Below are 18732 nucleotides of genomic sequence, written 5' to 3'. Positions count from 1 at the left end.
TAACACCTTGCCACCACGGCAAACATTTACTCACTAAGAGTATTTGCCGATTACGTCGAGTGCAAGTGTGTCTACCGCTTTCACTACATAAAGATGAACTAAATCGTGCTTTTTGCTGTTTTTTCGAACATTTCCTAACTGGTTATTGTCTGACAACCCGATAAAATAAGCGGGCATTCAGTTAGGATGTCAAAAGAGGAGCATCGCCTGACCATGGTTTCAACATCCGCATCTACCCCGCGTAGCGGCGTCTACTATTTTTCGCAGGGCTGGAAACTGATCGGGCTGCCGGGGATTCGTCGTTACGTCTTTCTGCCTCTGTTAGTCAACATCATTCTGATGGGCGGCGCCTTCTGGTGGCTGTTCACCCGCCTGGATAGCTGGATCCCATCCTTAATGAGCCATGTTCCGCAGTGGCTACAATGGCTGAACTATCTGCTGTGGCCCATCGTGGTCATCTCTATCCTGCTCGTGTTCGGGTACTTCTTCTCCACCATCGCCAACTGGATTGCCGCACCGTTTAGCGGCCTGCTCGCTGAGCAGCTCGAAGCTCGTCTCACCGGCGCCACGCCGCCGGACGTGGGTATTTTTGGCATCATGAAAGACGTGCCGCGCATTATGAAGCGTGAGTGGCAGAAGTTCGCCTGGTACCTGCCGCGTGCGATCGTCCTGCTGATACTCTATTTTATTCCCGGGATTGGCCAGACTCTGGCGCCGGTACTGTGGTTCCTGTTTAGCGCGTGGATGCTGGCCATTCAGTACTGCGACTACCCCTTCGACAACCACAAGGTGTCGTTTAAAACCATGCGCGAGGCGCTGCGGACCCGTAAAGTCACCAATATGCAGTTTGGCGCTCTGACCAGCTTATTTACCATGATCCCGGTACTGAACCTGGTCATTCTGCCGGTCGCCATTTGCGGCGCAACGGCCATGTGGGTCGATTGCTATCGCGATAAACACGCCATGTGGAAATAGCGCCCTCTCCTTATGCTCAGTGCTTCAGGCCAGCAAAAGCATGGCCTGAAGCACAGCGGCTATATACCGCTCCTTATTCCTTCTGGCTTACCATTATTTCCCTTCCGAATATAGATATGCTAAATCCTTACTTCCGCATATTCTTTAAGCGGGTATGCTGAAGCCGTACTCCCAAATTTCATACAGTTAAGGACGGGCCATGAGTAAGATTTTTGAAGACAACTCCCTGACTATCGGCCACACGCCGTTAGTACGACTGAACCGAATCGGTAACGGGCGCATCCTGGCAAAGGTTGAATCACGCAACCCGAGCTTTAGCGTAAAATGCCGAATTGGTGCCAATATGATTTGGGATGCCGAAAAACGCGGTGTACTGAAAGCAGGTGTTGAACTGGTTGAACCGACCAGCGGCAACACCGGTATCGCTCTCGCCTATGTTGCGGCAGCGCGCGGGTATAAGCTGACGCTGACCATGCCGGAAACCATGAGTATTGAACGTCGTAAGTTGCTGAAAGCTCTGGGCGCGAATCTGGTGCTGACCGAAGGCGCTAAGGGCATGAAAGGCGCGATTCAGAAAGCAGAAGAGATTGTCGCCAGCAACCCGGAAAAATATCTGCTGCTGCAGCAATTCAGCAACCCGGCAAACCCGGAAATTCATGAAAAGACCACCGGTCCGGAAATCTGGGAAGATACGGATGGCCAGGTGGATGTCTTTATCTCCGGCGTCGGCACCGGCGGTACGCTGACCGGCGTGAGCCGCTACATTAAAGGCACTAAAGGCAAAAAAGATCTGATCACCGTGGCGGTTGAACCGACCGACTCCCCGGTTATCGCTCAGGCGCTGGCAGGCGTTGAGCTGAAGCCAGGTCCACATAAAATTCAGGGCATCGGTGCCGGCTTTATTCCTGGCAACCTTGATCTGAAGCTGGTTGATAAAGTGGTTGCTATCACTAACGAAGAAGCCATTTCCACCGCACGTCGCCTGATGGATGAAGAAGGTATTCTGGCCGGTATCTCATCCGGCGCGGCCGTCGCTGCCGCACTTAAGCTCCAGGAAGATGAGGCCTTTACCAATAAGAATATTGTAGTTATCCTACCGTCTTCAGGTGAGCGTTATTTAAGCACCGCGCTGTTTGCCGATCTCTTCACCGAGAAAGAACTGCAACAGTGATGCCAGCTCGTTAGCATCGTGTAAAAAAGCACCTTTTCAGGTGCTTTTTTGTGGCATACGTCAAAGTTTTACCCCTCCTGGCATTGATTCACCGCGTAGGGTCTGGTATTTAACCAACACATTTATTTTGATGCGCGAAATTATTCATAATCGGATTTCCGTAAGCTGAATCGATTTTATGATTTGGTTCAAGTCTTCCTTTCGCTGCATAATGTTTAATGACGTGCCAGACGTCCACGGCCAGATGGTCTTCACAGCGAACACGCTGCTGACACCTTAGCCAGACACGTAATGCCGGCGCTAACAATACAGGCTAAAGCCTTGCCGTTAGGCTAGACTTTAGGTCCACAACACTAAACCTATAAGTTGGGGAAATATAATGTTCCAGCAAGAAGTTACCATTACCGCTCCGAACGGTCTGCACACCCGCCCTGCTGCTCAGTTTGTTAAAGAAGCAAAAGGCTTCACTTCTGAGATCACTGTAACCTCCAACGGCAAAAGCGCCAGCGCCAAAAGCCTGTTCAAACTGCAGACTCTGGGTCTGACTCAGGGTACCGTCGTGACTATCTCCGCTGAAGGCGAAGATGAGCAGAAAGCAGTTGAGCATCTGGTAAAACTGATGGCTGAACTCGAATAAGTTCACGGGTTCTTTTTAATATCAGTCACAAGTAAGGTAGGGTTATGATTTCAGGCATTTTAGCATCCCCGGGTATCGCTTTCGGTAAGGCTCTCCTGCTGAAAGAAGACGAAATTGTCATCGACCGGAAGAAAATTTCTGCCGATAAGGTTGATCAGGAAGTCGAACGTTTCCTGAGCGGCCGCGCCAAGGCCTCCGCCCAGCTGGAGGTCATCAAAACCAAAGCTGGTGAAACTTTCGGTGAAGAAAAAGAAGCCATCTTCGAAGGGCACATCATGCTGCTGGAAGATGAGGAGCTTGAGCAGGAAATCATAGCCCTGATTAAAGATAAGCAGATGACTGCCGATGCGGCAGCAAATGAGATTATCGAAGGTCAGGCCACTGCCCTGGAAGAGCTGGATGATGAATACCTGAAAGAACGTGCGGCTGACGTACGTGACATTGGTAAGCGCCTGCTGCGCAACATCCTCGGCCTGGCTATCATCGATCTGAGCGCGATTCAGGAAGAAGTGATTCTGGTTGCCGCCGATCTGACTCCGTCGGAAACCGCACAGCTGAACCTGAACAAGGTGCTGGGCTTCATTACCGACGCCGGTGGCCGTACCTCCCACACCTCTATCATGGCGCGTTCCCTTGAACTGCCAGCCATCGTGGGCACCGGTAGCGTCACCACCCAGGTGAAAAACGGCGATTATCTGGTCCTTGATGCGGTGAATAACCAGGTTCTGGTTAACCCGACCAACGAACAAATCGAAGAGCTGCGTAAACTGCAGATTCAGGTCGCTGAAGAGAAAGCAGAACTGGCTAAGCTGAAAGATCTGCCGGCGATTACGCTGGACGGACATCAGGTTGAAGTCTGCGCCAACATCGGTACCGTACGTGATGTCGATGGCGCTGAGCGCAACGGCGCAGAAGGCGTAGGTCTGTACCGTACAGAATTCCTGTTCATGGACCGCGATGCGCTGCCGACTGAAGAAGAGCAGTTTGCTGCCTATAAAGCGGTTGCCGAAGCGTGCGGTTCTCAGGCCGTTATCGTTCGTACCATGGACATTGGCGGCGATAAAGAACTGCCGTACATGAACTTCCCGAAAGAAGAGAACCCGTTCCTGGGCTGGCGTGCCGTACGTATCGCGATGGATCGTAAAGAGATCCTGCGTGACCAGGTACGTGCCATCCTGCGCGCCTCCGCGTTCGGTAAGCTTCGCATCATGTTCCCGATGATCATCTCTGTTGAAGAAGTGCGTGCGCTGAAGAAAGAGATTGAGATCTACAAGCAGGAACTGCGTGACGAAGGTAAAGCATTTGACGAAAAAATCGAAGTCGGCGTAATGGTTGAAACACCGGCCGCGGCAACGATTGCCCGTCATTTAGCGAAAGAAGTCGATTTCTTTAGTATCGGAACCAATGATTTAACGCAATATACTCTGGCAGTTGACCGTGGTAATGATATGATTTCACATCTTTACCAGCCCATGTCGCCATCTGTACTGACGCTGATTAAGCAAGTAATTGATGCTTCTCATGCCGAAGGCAAATGGACTGGCATGTGTGGTGAGCTTGCGGGCGATGAACGTGCTACACTTCTGTTGCTGGGTATGGGGCTGGACGAATTCTCTATGAGCGCCATTTCCATCCCGCGTATCAAGAAGATTATTCGTAACACGAACTTCGAAGATGCGAAAGTATTAGCAGAGCAGGCTCTTGCTCAACCGACAACGGACGAGTTAATGACGCTGGTTAACAAGTTCATTGAAGAAAAAACAATCTGCTAATCCACGAGATGCGCGGCCCAAATTACTGCTTAGGAGAAGATCATGGGTTTGTTCGATAAATTGAAATCTCTGGTTTCTGATGACAAAAAAGACTCCGGAACTATTGAGATTGTTGCTCCGCTCTCTGGCGAGATCGTCAACATCGAAGACGTGCCGGATGTGGTTTTTGCGGAAAAAATTGTGGGTGATGGCATTGCCATCAAACCTACCGGCAACAAAATGGTTGCGCCGGTAGACGGTACCATCGGTAAAATCTTTGAAACCAACCATGCATTCTCTATTGAATCGGATAGCGGCATCGAGCTGTTTGTTCACTTCGGTATTGATACCGTTGAACTGAAAGGCGAAGGCTTCAAACGCATTGCCGAAGAAGGTCAGCGTGTGAAAGTGGGTGACCCGGTCATCGAATTCGATCTGCCGCTGCTGGAAGAGAAAGCCAAGTCGACCCTGACTCCGGTTGTTATCTCCAACATGGACGAGATCAAAGAGCTGATCAAACTGTCCGGTAGCGTTACCGTGGGTGAAACCCCGGTCATTCGCATCAAGAAGTAATTCTTGCCGCAGAAAAAATGGCGCCCTATTGGCGCCATTTTTTTTACAGGATGGATTTTACCGGCCGAAAGCATTTCTCCCGGGAGAGGACCTTCATTCCCTCTGGTCCACTTTCCAGAATCCGCCGTTCGCTATCTGAAACCAACAGATCGCACTGGTATCCACCGGTGACGCCAAACAGCGACCGGGCCACGCAGACATCTTCCAGGGCATCATTACCGGCGGTATCAAAATAACCAACAATGCGCCCTTGCTGACGTACAACTAAACGATAGCTCTTCATGCGCTTACCTCCGGGGGCGGCAGGATCAGCTCATCGCAGCCCTGTCGATCGGTCCAGGTCATCACTGCCAGCACGCGCTGCGCCGCAGCATGTGTCGCCGCTCCCAGCGCCAGCCCCGACATCAGGCCGCTGATCAGCTCGGCGCAAAACAGGTCGCCGGTACCTTTCAGGTCCGTTTCAACCCGCGGATGGACCACCACCTCAACCGAATCAGCCGTCACCACCAGAACGTTAATCGTCGCGCTGTCCATTCCCGGAGCGCTGGTAATCACCACCCACTTCAGCGAGTCGGATAACAGACTACGCGCGGCAGCGATGGCCTCCTGCTGATGGCGGCAGGGCATGCCGCTCAGCGTTTCCAGTTCGAACAGGTTTGGCGTTATCCCCTGCGCCAGCGGCAGCAGATGAGTACGATAGGCATCCGGAATCTCCGCCTTTACGTAGATCCCGCTGTCGACATCGCCAATGACCGGGTCAACAAGAATACAGAGCTGAGGGTGAGATTTGCGGATCCGGCGTAACCACTGCGCCAGACGTTCTATCTGTACCGCGCTGCCCATATAACCCGTGGTCACCGCCCGCAGTTCACGCAGCGCGTCACGCTCCTCCAGCGCCTGCAGGTAACCCACAAACCACGCTTCCGGAATCACTCCGCCATAGAACGTATCGTAGTGTGGCGTATTACTGAAAAGCACGGTCGGCACGGCCATCACCCGCAGTCCATGCTGTTTAATGGCCGGCACCGCGATACTGTTACCGACGCTACCGTACACGACTTGCGATTGCACGGCGACGATGTCGACCTGCAGCGCCCGGCTCTTATCGTTGAAGAGCACTGATTGTATTTCGTCTTGTTGGCCCATCCCTTCTCCCCCCGCTGGACAGCGGGTCATACTCTGATTATCATTCGTCCTATGCTAAAATTCATTTTGTCATAGGTCAATAATGATCGTTGGAAAAACCGCCAGTGAAATTTTTGATAACATCCGCCATCTGATACAAAGCGGTGTATTAAAACCCGGAGAGACGCTGCCTCCGGTTCGTGAGCTGGCTGCTGAGCTGACGGTTAACCGCAACACCGTTGCAGCGGTCTATAAACGGCTGGTCACCTCCGGGCTGGCCGTCAGTCAAGGGCGCAACGGTACCGCCATTAAATCCGCGAACGCTCCCCTGCCGCAGGAAGGCGGAGATCCCTCGTCGCCACTCAGGGATATCTCCGGTGGTAACCCGGATCCCCGCCGCCTGCCGGATCTCGCTCGCTATCTGAATCAGCTCTCGCTGACCCCGCACCTGTACGGCGATGCTGCCGTGGAACCTAAGCTGGCGGCCTGGGCGCAGCGCTGGATGCACCAGGACCTGGGAATCCAGGCTGAGATTAACCTGACCAGTGGCGCCATCGATGCGCTGGAGCGGCTGCTTTGCGCCCTGCTTCTGCCCGGTGATGGCGTGGTGGTTGAAGACCCCTGCTTTCTCAGCAGTATCAATATGCTGCGCTACGCCGGATTTAATGCCTGTCCGGTGGCCGTTGACGGTGAGGGGATATTGCCTGACGAACTGGAACTGGCCTTACGCAGCGGCGCGCGAGCCGTCATTCTGACCCCACGCGCGCACAACCCGACCGGCTGTAGCTTCAGTGAAGCCAGAGCAGCGGCTATTCGCGAGATACTGACTCGCTACCCGCAGGTGCTGGTGATTATTGATGACCACTTCGCATTGTTATCGGCAACGCCCTGGCATTCCCCCCTGCCCGCCACCACGCAGCGCTGGGCGCTGGTACGCTCCCTGTCAAAAACGCTCGGGCCGGACCTGCGTCTGGCGTTTGTCGCCAGCGATAGCACCACCTCAGCTGCGCTACGTCTGCGGCTCAACGCCGGCAGCCAGTGGGTCAGCCATCTGCTGCAGGGCTTTGCCTTTGCCTGCCTGAATGATAGCGTCTTTACTGCCTCGCTGGCGGAGAGTCGGCGCCATTATCGTCGGCAGAATGAAAAACTGGCCGCGGCCCTGACCCACCGTGGTTTCCCCCCCTTTCCTCCGGGAGATGGCCTGAATTTCTGGCTGCCGCTAACGCAGCCGAGCCAGCCAATAGCCCTGCGCTTAGCCCGCGCCGGCTGGTTAGTCCGCGAAGGCGAAGCGTTCGGTATTCGCACGCCATCGCACGGCCTTCGGCTATCGCCGGGGACGTTAAGCGATGATGAGATTGAGCGCCTGGCTGACGATTTACACCTCGTTCTACAACCCTGACGGGAGTGACGTCTATGCACATTTATTTTATCGTCCACGAACACTTTGAAGCACCGGGAGCCTACCTCCACTGGGCCCAGGAGCGGGGCTACACCACCGGCTGGTCACGGGTATATGCCGGTGACCCGCTGCCGGCAAACGCCGATGCCTTCGATATGTTGGTGGTACTCGGCGGCCCGCAGTCGCCTCGTACGACGCTGGCGGAGTGTGCTTATTTTGATACGCATGCTGAGCAACATCTTATTGCCCAGGCCATCGCCGCCGGGCGGATGGTCATCGGCATCTGTCTTGGATCGCAACTGATTGGCGAAGCGCTGGGCGCCCCGGTCATGCAAAGCCCGGAAAAAGAGATCGGCCACTACCCTGTCACCCTCACCGTAGAGGGTTTACGCGACCCGAATATCGCTCATTTTGGCCCTGCTCTGGTCGTGGGGCACTGGCATAACGATATGCCCGGCATGACGCCGACGGCGACGGTTCTGGCCGCAAGCGAAGGTTGCCCGCGACAAATTGTGAAATATGGCGACCGGGTATATGGTTTCCAGTGCCATATGGAATTTGACGCAGAGGTCATTGAACGACTAATCACCCATTCGCAGGAGGAGCTTGAGGCGGCAAGAGGCCGGCGTTTTATCCGTTCCGTACAGGAGATGCGCAGCTGGGATTATCGCGAGATGAACCAGAAACTGTGGACATTTCTCGATAATCTGGTGACCCATTATCCGCACTAAACCCGGGGAGTATGTATGGTAAACCCGCAGCTAAAAGCCGTCATTGAAGCGTGCGACCGCGCGATATCGCAGGAAGACTACGATACGTTAATGGACTACTACGCAGAGGATGCCCTGCTGGTGGTGCAGCCGGGACGGATCGTGAAAGGCAAGGAGAACATCCGCAAAGCCTTTCTCGCCATTGCCGACTATTTTCAGCACCGGCTGGTGGTGACGCAAGGCAAAATGGAGATACTGGAAGGCGGTGACACTGCGCTGGTGATTATGGAAACCCGGCTGGATGTCCCGACTCCGCAGGGGGGAACCACCCAGGTTACACGCCGCGCCACCTATGTTTTTCGCTGGCAGGAACAGCGCTGGCTATGTACCGTAGATAACTCCTACGGTACCGATCTGCTGGACTCACCTGCCAGTTAAATACCCGCCCCCTGGCTGAAGTGCTCTTCGCCAAAAACCCCGGTGGACAGGTAGCGATCGCCGCGATCGCAGACGATCGCCACCACTACCGCGCCGGGGTTTTCCCGCGCGACACGTAATGCGCCGGCCACCGCGCCGCCTGAGCTGACGCCGCAAAAAATACCTTCCCGTACCGCCAGCATACGCATGGTGTTTTCCGCATCCTGCTGGTGAATATCCAGCACCGCATCGACCAGAGAAGCATTAAAAATTCCCGGCATATACTCTGCCGGCCAGCGCCGAATCCCCGGAATGCTGCTGCCCTCTTCCGGCTGAAGCCCCACGATGCTCACCGGCTTATCCTGTTCACGCAGAAAGCGGGATACGCCGGTAATGGTGCCGGTAGTGCCCATACTGGAGACAAAATGGCTGATTCGCCCGGCGGTCTGCTGCCAGATTTCCGGCCCGGTGGTGGTGTAATGCGCATAGGGGTTATCCGGATTGTTGAACTGATCCAGCAGTTTCCCTTCGCCACGCTGCGCCATTTCTGCCGCCAGATCGCGCGCGCCTTCCATCCCCTGCTCTTTGGTTACCAGAATCAGCTCGGCACCGTAGGCCAGCATCGCAGCGCGGCGCTCCTGGCTCATGTTGTCCGGCATCAGGAGCTTCATCTGATAGCCTTTCAGCGCGGCAATCATCGCCAGAGCGATCCCGGTATTCCCGCTGGTGGCTTCAATCAGGACATCACCGGGCTTTATTTCACCGCGTTTTTCAGCTTCAACGATCATTGAAAGCGCGGCGCGGTCCTTTACTGAACCCGCCGGGTTATTGCCTTCCAGTTTGACCCAGATTTCACTGCCGTTGTCCGGTCCCATGCGCTGAAGCTTGACCAGAGGGGTATTACCGATGGTGTGTTCAAGTGTATTCACGATTTTTACTCAATAAAAAAGCCGGGTGGCGCTTCGCTTACCCGGCCTACAAGACGCAGTGATAACTGTAGGCCCGGTAAGCGTAGCGTCACCGGGCGATAAACATATTCAATAAACTATCAGGCTGACTCCGCCAGAGCAATATCCTCACGCGGCTCTATCCGCTGATTGCCGTTATAGAGTCGCGCATTCTGTAAGCCGACAAACAGCCGTTCACCGCGATACGGCGCGTCATCGCCCGACAGCACGACGGTCAGCGGTTCGTCATACCACCCTAATGGCTGAACAACTAATTGGGTGTAGTGCCCTTTCGGACTGGCTTCCAGTACCTGGACCGGCAAGGGTGAATCGAGGCTGGTACGGCGACTGATATCCACTTCCCAGGGGCGGAGGAACAGATCCACCGGCCCTTGATAAGCCGGGGTATACCCCAACGGCCAACGATGAGCACCGACATGGAACTGGCCACCGCGAACAATCCCTTTCAGGCGGTTAACCTCGCCCATAAACTCCAGTACAAAGCGGGTGGACGGTTCACGCCAGACCTGTTCCGGTGCATCGGCCTGTTCGATATTGCCCTGGCTCATGACCACCACGCGGTCGGCCACTTCCATCGCCTCTTCCTGATCGTGGGTCACGAACACGCTGGTAAACTTCAGCTCTTCATGCAACTGACGCAGCCAGCGGCGCAGCTCTTTGCGCACCTGAGCGTCCAGCGCACCGAAGGGCTCATCGAGCAGCAGAATTTGCGGCTCCACGGCTAACGCTCGCGCTAACGCCACGCGCTGCTTTTGCCCGCCGGACAGCTGCGCCGGGTAGCGATCGGCAAGATGAGCCAGCTGCACCATTTCCAGCAGCCGGGTAACTTTCGCTTTGATCCCGGCGGCGTTCGGACGTTCACGACGCGGCAACACCGTCAGCCCGAAGGCGATATTCTCAAATACCGTCATATGGCGGAACAGCGCATAGTGCTGGAAGACGAAGCCCACTTTACGGTCACGGGCGTGAACGCGGCTCACGTCGGTACCATGGAAACGAATATGACCGCTGGATTGATTCTCCAGACCAGCAATAATACGCAGCAGCGTGGTTTTCCCGGAGCCTGACGGCCCCAGCAGCGCGACCATCTGTCCGGAAGGGATATCCAGAGAGATATCATTCAGCACCTGAGTGCGTCCAAAAGATTTCTTAATATTGACAATCTCAATGCTCATGATTCCCCTCCAGTTGCGCGCGTTTTTCCTGATTGGCCAGACGCCATTGCAACATACTCTTTAAAAACAAAGTCAAAATAGCCATTAACGTCAGCAGAGCTGCGGCGGTAAAGGAACCGACGGTATTGTAATCCTGCTCCAGCAATTCAATCTGCAGCGGCAGCGACAGGGTTTCACCGCGAATCGAGCCCGAAACTACCGAAACGGCGCCAAACTCCCCGATAGCACGAGCGTTGGTCAGCACCACGCCGTATAACAGCGCCCAACGGATATTCGGCAGAGTCACCCGGCGGAACATCTGCCAGCCGGACGCGCCGAGCAGAATCGCCGCTTCATCTTCATTACTGCCCTGACTGATCATCACCGGAACCAGCTCACGCACCACAAATGGGCAGGTGACAAAGATGGTGGCCAACACCATGCCCGGCCAGGCAAACATGATTTGCAGGTTATGCGCGTCCAGCCAGCCACCGAGCGGACCGTTGGAACCGTAGAACAGCAGATAGACCAGCCCCGCCACCACCGGCGAAACGGCAAAAGGAATATCCAGCAGCGTCAGCAGCAGCTGGCGGCCAGGGAAGTTAAAACGCGTCACCAGCCACGCCAGCAGCGTGCCAAAGACCAGGTTTACCGGTACGGTAATCAGCGCAATCATCACCGTCAGCCAGATTGCGTGCAGCATGTCCGGATTAGCCAGGTTGTGCAGGACCGGCATCAGGCCTTTGCTGAAGGCCTGGACGAAGATATAGACCATCGGCACGATCAGAATGAAAGCGGAAACCAATATTCCGGTGCCGATCAGAAACCATTTACCCCAGTTGATACGGGGCGCATCGTAACGCTTCAATTGAGTAACTTCCGCCATTAGTGACCTACCACACGTCGACCAAAGCGACTTTGCAGGGTGTTGATGGAAAACAGCAGCAGCAGCGAAGCCGCCAGGATCACCGACGCAATCGCGCTCGCCGCCGGGTAATCAAACTCCTGCAGGCGCACGAAAATCATCAGGGAGGTGACTTCGGTTTTCCATGCGATGTTGCCGGCGATGAAAATCACCGCGCCAAACTCGCCAAGGCTACGCGTAAATGACAGCGCAATCCCGGCCAGCAGCGCCGGAGAGAGCTCAGGCAGCACCACTTTACGGAAGCTCTGCAGGCGCGTGGCGCCCAGCGTTTCCGCCGCTTCTTCATATTCCGGCCCCAGCTCTTCAAGTACCGGTTGAACCGTACGGACCACGAAAGGAATACTGGTAAACGCCATGGCGACCGCGATACCGAGCCAGGTATAGGTCACCTTAATATCAAACTTCGCCAGCCACTCGCCGTAAAAGCCGTTGACCGAAAACAGTGAAGCGAGGGTCAGGCCGGCGACTGCCGTCGGCAGAGCAAACGGCAGGTCCATCAGCGCATCGAGCAGCGTACGGCCCGGAAAGCGATAGCGCGTCAGAATCCAGGCCATCAGCAGGCCAAATACGCCATTAAAAATTGAGGCGACAAACGCCGACAGCAGCGTGACTTTGTAGGCCGCCACCACCTGCGGGTTGGTCACCACTTCCCAGTACTGCCCCCAGGTCATCTGCGCCAGCTGCATCACCAGCGCACTCAGGGGGAGCAGTAAAATCAAGCAGACAAACAGCAGGCTGGTGCCGAGGCTCAGGGTAAAGCCCGGCAGCACGCGCTTAGATGCAGCAGCAAACATTACTTACGCCCCGCCGCCAGCAGTTTGTCCAGCTCACCGCCGCTGACAAAGTGGGTTTTCATTACCTGCGGCCAGGAGCCAAACTGGTCTTCGACGCGGAACAGTTCGGTCTGCGGGAATTTATCCTTTAACGTCTCCATCACCTGCGGGTTGTTCACGCGATAGTAATAGTCGGTGATGATCGTCTGCGCCTGCGGGCTATAGAGCCAGTTCAGATAAGCCTTCGCCGCCTTCTCGGTTCCGTTGGCCTTGACGTTTTTGTCCACCCAGGCAACCGGGAACTCCGCCAGAATATTGACCTTCGGCACCACCACTTCGAAGCCCTGGTCCTCGTACTGTTTGCGAATATTGTTCACTTCCGATTCAAAGGTAATCAGGACGTCGCCAAGTCCACGTTCAACGAAGGTGGTGGTTGCGCCGCGGCCGCCGGTATCAAACACTTCGACGTTTTTCAGGAACTGGGTCATAAACTGCTCGGTTTTCGCTTTATCGCCACCGTCAGCTTTATCTGCGGCTCCCCATGCAGCCAGATAGGTATAGCGCGCGTTGCCGGACGTTTTCGGATTCGGGAAAATCAGCTTCACGTCCGGGCGCACCAGATCGCTCCATTCATGAATATTCTTCGGGTTCCCCTTACGCACCAGGAACGCCATGGTGGAGTAGAACGGCGAGCTGTTGTTTGGCAGACGGCTTTGCCAGTCGGCGGGGATCAGATTGCCTTTGTCATGCAGGATCTGTACATCCGTCACCTGGTTATAGGTCACTACATCGGCTTTTAAGCCCTGCAATATGGCCAGCGCCTGTTTCGACGAACCGGCATGAGATTGTTTGATCGTCAGCTTATCGCCGGCATTATCTTTCGCCCACTGCTGTTCAAACGGCGGATTAAGGGCGGCAAACAGCTCGCGGGAGACATCATAAGAGCTGTTCAGCAGCTCAGTCGCCTGCGCCTGCGCCTGCGCAACCAGCAGCATCGAAGCAGCCAGTGCCAGATATCCTTTGTTCAGTGATTTAACCGCCATTGCGCACCCTTATCAGTTTGATGACTTTCTTATAGCCATAATATTTATAACGAGTATGAAAGGAGTAACGGTTTTATATACCGTTTGGCGATTTGGAAGTCGAAAAGAGAATAAGCCGTTTACAAACCCGTACGAAGGCGGATTTTCGGCGTGCTTCTCCCTCTATGGGGTGGGAGAGAAGATAAGGTAGAACAAGGAGTTAAGCCGAATGAGGTCGCCAGACAGGGAGAAGGTTATCTGCCCTCTTCCGAAGGGAAGAGGGGCAGGGTCAACCCGGGATTACAGCGCCTGGAGACGATCCAGGGATGGCGCAAAGTAGTAGCCGCCGGTCACAGGTTTAGTAAAGCGCAGCATGGCATCACGCTTGCCGTCGGTATCGCCAAACATGCTCAGCAGCTGCTGTTCAATGTTATGGATACGCGCGCAGTACGCACAGAAATAGAGGCCGTGAGTGCCGCTGGCGGTGCCGTAAGGCAGGCTCTGACGAACAATCTTCAGCCCTTTACCATCTTCTTTTAAGTCGACGCGACTCAGATGCGAGGTTGCCGGGCGATCGTCGCCGTCAATCTCTTCATTGGCTTCTTTGGTCCGGCCAATCATCATCTCCTGGTCCGCAACGCTCATGCGATTCAACTGCTTGAGATTATGCTCCCAGCGCTGAACGAACACATAGCTGCCGCCGGCATCCACGCCATCTTTAATGATCGCCACTTCACGGCGGGTCTCAAGACCGGCCGGGTTTTCCGTACCGTCGACGAAACCGCTCAGGTCGCGCTCTTCAATCCAGCGGAAACCGTGCACCTCTTCTTTCACCTCAATCGCATCGCCGAAGGCCGCCATGGCGGCCTGAGCCACGGAGAAGTTCACCTCATGACGCGCAGAGAGGATATGAATCAGGACATCATACTGGGTAGACGGCGCCAGGCCCTTGCCGTATACCGGGAAATCTTTAAGCTCTTCGGCACCAACACCGCCGCTCAGCTGGCGCCAGACGTTATTGCCAAAAGCCACCACCGCACCCAGCTGGGCGTCCGGAAACTGCGTTTGAAAGGTCGCTAATTTATCAATAAAGACTTTGCTGGCTTCGCGCAGGGCGTTGACGTCCCCTTTGACATTGGCTTCAATCCAAATCGCCGCACGGCAATGTTCCGGCAAAATGCCGCTCTGAACCTGAGACATCGCTCCTCCTGAAATGATACAACCACAAAACTGTGGCACTTTTATCGCGCTATTGTACCCGTTTTTTCCCTGTGCCGTGTCCCTTCAGATCAAATTAGCCGCGCCAGATAATTTTGCTGACCTTCCAGTTTTTCAGCGTGTCGTCGGAAGGCATCAGCTCTTCCGGACCATTCCAGTGGCCGGTAAAGGCGTAGCTGATATGCTGACTGCCGTCCGCCTGGCACTCCACCACGGCGCCATTATCGTTTGCCCCTTTCTGACAATGACCAAAGGCTTTGCTATACAGCTCGCTAAATGGCGTGCCGACCTGAACGCCGCGGTCCGTTTTGATCTCGCTATCCCGCACTTCAATACGGTTGATGGTGCCGCCGTCGCCGTTAATGGTCATCGCGACTTTGTCATCTTTCAGCGCCTCAAAGTAGCGCACGATATTACCGTTGGCGGCTTTCATGCCGCTGCGCAGGCGATAGCTTCCGCCAAGCGCATCGCTGATGGCCTGTTCATTCAGCGGCGTTGTGGCCGTCAGTTTACCCACGCCCTGCTCGGTCACTTCCATTGAGGAACCAAACCAGTTCCATGGGTAGGCCGCTGACCAGTTAACCGCACTCATGGTGGAGCAGCCGGTTAATGCCAGCGGTAAAGCGCAGAGAAGTAAACGTAGCGATTTCATGACTCGGTCCTTTCTTGTTTATTTGACGCCTGTTGGAGTGCAGGATCGGCAAAAAGTGCCGTTAAACCCGATCTTCCTGAAAACAGGCTTTGAGTCGACGGCTGGCTAACAGCCACCAGAAGGCATAGAGATCGGCGATCAGCAGGCCGATAGTCAGCATCGAAGGTGACTCACCGCTCAGCCATAACAGCGGTTGCCAGAGCAGCAGCAGCGTCTGGGACAGCACCAGCAGCCAGCGCATTAGCGGCCAGAGACGGGGAAAGCGCTGCCGCTGCCCGCTTACGATAAACGCCAGTACTGCCGGGATGCCCGGCAGTAACCCTAGCCAGAAATTGTCGTGATCGGGATAGAACAGGTTCAGTAACACATCGCCCTGCTGGCGGGAGGCCCCCGCCATAATGAACAGCACCCAGGTCCGCGCCTGCAGCAGCAGTACGCACCAGAACAAAAACGGTAGCCTGAGCCGGCCATGAGCATCAAAATCAGAGGGGATAAACTCAGTATTCTTCATCTTCAATCAAACGTTTACCCAGACTCAGGATATCGGCATATTCGTAACCAAGCCGTTCATACATCCCCTGCACCACCTCATTATCATCGCGAACCATAATGTTAATTTTCGGGCAGCCGCGAGCAATCAGCTTTTTTTCCAGCCGGTTCAGCAGCGCATTGGCGATACCGCGGCCGCGATATTCCGGATGCACGCCAAGGTAGTAGGCGGAACCGCGATGACCGTCATAGCCGCCCATCACCGTGCCAACCACCTCGCCATTCACTTCCGCGACCAGAAACAGGCTGACATCGTGGTTAACTTTACGCTCAATGTCCATTTCCGGGTCATTCCACGGGCGCAGAAGCTCGCAGCGCTCCCACAGCGTAATCACTTCTTCAAAATCTTGCTGGCGAAAAACGCGTATCTCCATGGTATTCCCCATTTTTCAGGCTTAAAAACAGCGATTATGGCGCGATTTCAGCGGATAGCCAATATCAGGCGAAATGAAGTGGAAAAAATGACATAATACGCACTGTCATGTATTGAAATGAAAAGTAAAACAATTCTTGTTTTGAATGGTCGTAACGGAAAACGCGATACGATATAACACCAGGTACCACTTGTTTGCAATTCAGGCCGAATGAGCACTTTTAAACCATTAAAAATACTTGCTTCGCGCCGCCAGGTGCTGAAAGCAGGACTGGCTGCCATGACCCTTTCCGGGGTTTCATCGCAGGTCATCGCAAAAGAACAGCCGCTGACGACGTCCAACGGCCACAGTAAACCCGCGGCGAAAAAGGCGGGCGCAAAGCGCATCGTTATGCTCGACCCGGGCCATGGCGGTATTGATACCGGCGCCATCGGTCACAACGGTTCTAAAGAGAAGCATGTCGTACTGGCGATTGCCAAAAACGTACGCAGCATCCTGCGCAATAACGGTATTGACGCGCGCCTGACGCGTTCTGGCGATACCTTTATCCCGCTGTACGACCGCGTGGAAATTGCCCACCAGCACGGCGCCGATCTGTTTATGTCGATTCACGCCGACGGCTTTACCAATCCCAGCGCAGCCGGCGCTTCGGTATTTGCCCTCTCCAACCGCGGCGCGAGTAGCGCGATGGCGAAATACCTCTCCGATCGCGAAAACCGCGCCGATGAGGTCGCCGGTAAAAAAGCCACGGCCAAGGACCACCTTTTACAGCAGGTGCTGTTTGACCTGGTGCAGACCGATACCATTAAAAACAGCCTGACGCTGGGTTCGCATATTCTGAAAAATATTAAGCCGGTGCATAAGCTGCATAGCCGTAACACGGAACAGGCCGCCTTCGTGGTATTGAAGTCGCCATCAATCCCGTCCGTACTGGTTGAAACCTCATTTATCACCAACCCGGGCGAAGAAAAACTGTTAGGCACCACCGCGTTCCGGCAAAAAATCGCCAGCGCGATCGCGTCCGGTATCATCAGCTACTTCCACTGGTTCGATAACCAGAAGGCCCACTCGAAGAGACGTAAATGAAGCCCGATGCGCACCAGGTAAAACGCTATCTCCTCCAGCTCCAGGAGACCATTTGCCAGAAACTGAGCGCCATTGACGGCGGTGAGTTTGTCGAAGACAGCTGGCAGCGCGAAGGCGGCGGCGGTGGTCGCAGCCGGGTTCTGCGCGATGGCGGCGTGTTTGAGCAGGCGGGCGTAAACTTCTCCCACGTTCACGGCGACGCCATGCCGGCTTCGGCAACGGCGCATCGCCCGGAACTGGCTGGTCGCAGCTTTGAGGCGATGGGGGTTTCTCTGGTGGTGCATCCGTGGAATCCCTATGTGCCGACCAGCCATGCCAACGTGCGTTTTTTCATTGCTGAAAAGCCCGGCGCAGAGCCGGTGTGGTGGTTCGGCGGCGGGTTTGACCTGACGCCCTTCTACGGCTTTGAGGAGGATGCGGTTCACTGGCATCGCACGGCTCACGATCTGTGTCAACCCTTCGGCGAAGAGGTTTATCCGCGCTATAAAAAATGGTGCGATGACTACTTCTATCTGAAGCATCGTCACGAGCAGCGCGGAATTGGCGGCCTGTTCTTTGACGATTTGAATACCCCGGATTTTGACCACGCCTTCGCCTTTATGCAGGCGGTGGGCAACGGCTATACGGATGCCTATCTGCCGATAGTTGAGCAGCGCAAAGCCATGCCATATGGCGAGCGCGAGCGGAATTTTCAGCTCTATCGTCGCGGCCGCTACGTGGAGTTCAATCTGGTGTGGGATCGCGGGACGCTGTTTGGCCTGCAGACCGGAGGGCGCACGGAGTCGATTCTGATGTCGATGCCGCCGCTGGTGCGCTGGGAGTATGACTACCGGCCGGAAGAAGGCAGCCCTGAGGCTGCCCTGAGTGAGTTTATTCAGGTTCGCGAATGGATTTAATGCCGGGCGGCGCCTTCGCTGGCCCGGCCTACGTTATTCCGTAGGTCGGGTTAGCGCAGCGCCACTCGACAAATCCCCTACAGCGGCTGAGTCTGTGCCTCGACCACCGCCAGCGCAACCATATTGACAATGCGGCGCACGGAAGCGATCGGCGTCAGAAAGTGAGTCTGTTCAGTTCCACGCATGGATTTAATGCCGGGCGGCGCCTTCGCTTGCCCGGCCTACGTTATTCCGTAGGTCGGGTTAGCGCAGCGCCACCCGACAAATCCCTTACAGCGGCTGAGTCTGTGCCTCGACCACCGCCAGCGCAACCATATTGACAATGCGGCGCACGGAAGCGATCGGCGTCAGAATATG

21 protein-coding genes and 2 pseudogenes are annotated in these 18732 nt (G+C 55.1%); 10 read left to right on the top strand and 13 right to left on the bottom strand.

Annotated elements, in window-relative coordinates; all coding sequences use genetic code 11:
* The first annotated feature begins 213 nt into the window (after nt 1-213).
* The 5 genes from cysZ to crr all read left to right on the top strand — a co-directional run bounded on the left by cysZ (nt 214) and on the right by crr (nt 5107).
* Nucleotides 214-975: a sulfate transporter CysZ gene (gene cysZ / locus BV390_RS05955; protein ID WP_085396702.1), complete on the top strand. Its 762-nt coding sequence runs from the start codon at nt 214-216 to the stop codon at nt 973-975.
* 199 nt (nt 976-1174) lie between these two features.
* On the top strand, nt 1175-2146 hold the full coding sequence (gene cysK / locus BV390_RS05950) for a cysteine synthase A (RefSeq protein WP_004865450.1): 972 nt from the start codon (nt 1175-1177) through the stop codon (nt 2144-2146).
* 379 nt (nt 2147-2525) lie between these two features.
* Nucleotides 2526-2783 (top strand): phosphocarrier protein Hpr, encoded by a 258-nt coding sequence (gene ptsH, locus BV390_RS05940; protein WP_000487600.1) that lies wholly within the window; start codon nt 2526-2528, stop codon nt 2781-2783.
* Nucleotides 2784-2827: 44 nt separating this feature from the next.
* Nucleotides 2828-4555, top strand: coding sequence for a phosphoenolpyruvate-protein phosphotransferase PtsI (ptsI, locus tag BV390_RS05935; RefSeq protein WP_004866073.1), 1728 nt, complete (start codon nt 2828-2830; stop codon nt 4553-4555).
* Nucleotides 4556-4597: 42 nt separating this feature from the next.
* Nucleotides 4598-5107, top strand: a complete 510-nt coding sequence (gene crr / locus BV390_RS05930; RefSeq protein WP_003861316.1) for a PTS glucose transporter subunit IIA — start codon at nt 4598-4600, stop codon at nt 5105-5107.
* A gap of 43 nt (nt 5108-5150) precedes the next feature.
* On the opposite strand, the gene BV390_RS05925 is transcribed toward crr, so the two are convergent.
* Both BV390_RS05925 and pdxK read right to left on the bottom strand, forming a co-directional pair.
* Nucleotides 5151-5390 carry a hypothetical protein gene (locus tag BV390_RS05925; protein ID WP_032686548.1) on the bottom strand — a complete coding sequence of 80 codons (240 nt, stop codon included), beginning with the start codon at nt 5388-5390 and terminating at the stop codon, nt 5151-5153.
* The gene (gene pdxK / locus BV390_RS05920) at nt 5387-6253 is read right to left on the bottom strand and encodes a pyridoxine/pyridoxal/pyridoxamine kinase (protein ID WP_032686547.1); all 867 of its coding nucleotides are present in this window, start codon (nt 6251-6253) and stop codon (nt 5387-5389) included. Before pdxK ends, BV390_RS05925 begins: the two co-directional genes overlap by 4 nt.
* 82 nt (nt 6254-6335) lie before the next feature.
* On the opposite strand from pdxK, the gene ptsJ reads away from it, so the two are divergent.
* From ptsJ to BV390_RS05905, 3 genes are read left to right on the top strand one after another with little or no spacing between them, the layout of a single operon-like run.
* On the top strand, nt 6336-7631 hold the full coding sequence (gene ptsJ / locus BV390_RS05915; protein ID WP_046851981.1) for a MocR-like B6 salvage transcription factor PtsJ: 1296 nt from the start codon (nt 6336-6338) through the stop codon (nt 7629-7631).
* Between the two features lie 14 nt (nt 7632-7645).
* Entirely contained in the window at nt 7646-8362 is a 717-nt protein-coding gene (locus tag BV390_RS05910) for a type 1 glutamine amidotransferase (protein WP_032695527.1), read from the top strand.
* Nucleotides 8363-8377: 15 nt separating this feature from the next.
* Nucleotides 8378-8779 carry a YybH family protein gene (locus tag BV390_RS05905; RefSeq protein WP_047663365.1) on the top strand — a complete coding sequence of 134 codons (402 nt, stop codon included), beginning with the start codon at nt 8378-8380 and terminating at the stop codon, nt 8777-8779.
* On the opposite strand, the gene cysM is transcribed toward BV390_RS05905, so the two are convergent.
* From cysM to BV390_RS05855, 9 genes are all read right to left on the bottom strand, one after another.
* Nucleotides 8776-9687, bottom strand: a complete 912-nt coding sequence (gene cysM, locus BV390_RS05900; RefSeq protein WP_032695529.1) for a cysteine synthase CysM — start codon at nt 9685-9687, stop codon at nt 8776-8778. The two genes, BV390_RS05905 and cysM, sit on opposite strands and share 4 nt — an antisense overlap.
* Before the next feature lie 119 nt (nt 9688-9806).
* Nucleotides 9807-10901 carry a sulfate/thiosulfate ABC transporter ATP-binding protein CysA gene (cysA, locus tag BV390_RS05895; protein WP_004866097.1) on the bottom strand — a complete coding sequence of 365 codons (1095 nt, stop codon included), beginning with the start codon at nt 10899-10901 and terminating at the stop codon, nt 9807-9809.
* Nucleotides 10891-11766 (bottom strand): sulfate/thiosulfate ABC transporter permease CysW, encoded by an 876-nt coding sequence (cysW, locus tag BV390_RS05890; protein ID WP_032686543.1) that lies wholly within the window; start codon nt 11764-11766, stop codon nt 10891-10893. The genes cysA and cysW overlap by 11 nt, the downstream gene beginning before the upstream one ends.
* The gene (gene cysT / locus BV390_RS05885) at nt 11766-12599 is read right to left on the bottom strand and encodes a sulfate/thiosulfate ABC transporter permease CysT (protein ID WP_004866101.1); all 834 of its coding nucleotides are present in this window, start codon (nt 12597-12599) and stop codon (nt 11766-11768) included. The genes cysW and cysT overlap by 1 nt, the downstream gene beginning before the upstream one ends.
* On the bottom strand, nt 12599-13621 hold the full coding sequence (locus tag BV390_RS05880; protein ID WP_085396701.1) for a sulfate ABC transporter substrate-binding protein: 1023 nt from the start codon (nt 13619-13621) through the stop codon (nt 12599-12601). The genes cysT and BV390_RS05880 overlap by 1 nt, the downstream gene beginning before the upstream one ends.
* Before the next feature lie 279 nt (nt 13622-13900).
* Nucleotides 13901-14800 carry a Dyp-type peroxidase gene (locus tag BV390_RS05870; protein ID WP_032686541.1) on the bottom strand — a complete coding sequence of 300 codons (900 nt, stop codon included), beginning with the start codon at nt 14798-14800 and terminating at the stop codon, nt 13901-13903.
* 94 nt (nt 14801-14894) lie between these two features.
* On the bottom strand, nt 14895-15470 hold the full coding sequence (locus BV390_RS05865) for an RpoE-regulated lipoprotein (protein WP_004866110.1): 576 nt from the start codon (nt 15468-15470) through the stop codon (nt 14895-14897).
* A 61-nt stretch (nt 15471-15531) separates the two neighbouring features.
* Nucleotides 15532-15981 (bottom strand): DUF2919 domain-containing protein, encoded by a 450-nt coding sequence (locus tag BV390_RS05860; protein WP_004866113.1) that lies wholly within the window; start codon nt 15979-15981, stop codon nt 15532-15534.
* Complete coding sequence (locus tag BV390_RS05855; RefSeq protein ID WP_004866116.1) at nt 15968-16393, bottom strand: GNAT family acetyltransferase; 426 nt, start codon at nt 16391-16393, stop codon at nt 15968-15970. Before BV390_RS05855 ends, BV390_RS05860 begins: the two co-directional genes overlap by 14 nt.
* A 210-nt stretch (nt 16394-16603) precedes the next feature.
* Between BV390_RS05855 and amiA the strand changes: the two genes are divergently transcribed.
* Entirely contained in the window at nt 16604-17479 is an 876-nt protein-coding gene (amiA, locus tag BV390_RS05850; RefSeq protein WP_015583734.1) for an N-acetylmuramoyl-L-alanine amidase AmiA, read from the top strand.
* On the top strand, nt 17476-18375 hold the full coding sequence (hemF, locus tag BV390_RS05845; RefSeq protein ID WP_032695533.1) for an oxygen-dependent coproporphyrinogen oxidase: 900 nt from the start codon (nt 17476-17478) through the stop codon (nt 18373-18375). Before amiA ends, hemF begins: the two co-directional genes overlap by 4 nt.
* Nucleotides 18376-18452: 77 nt before the next feature.
* On the opposite strand, the pseudogene BV390_RS31900 reads toward hemF, so the two are convergent.
* Nucleotides 18453-18539, bottom strand: a pseudogene (locus tag BV390_RS31900) (phosphate acyltransferase); the annotation flags it as partial.
* A 106-nt stretch (nt 18540-18645) separates the two neighbouring features.
* Nucleotides 18646-18732 (bottom strand): annotated as a pseudogene (locus BV390_RS31895) (phosphate acyltransferase); the annotation flags it as partial.

The sequence above is a fragment of the Klebsiella sp. YJ genome (assembly GCF_002108615.1).
GTDB classification, from domain to species: domain Bacteria; phylum Pseudomonadota; class Gammaproteobacteria; order Enterobacterales; family Enterobacteriaceae; genus Klebsiella; species Klebsiella planticola.
This window is presented reverse-complemented; position numbering and strand designations above follow the sequence as displayed.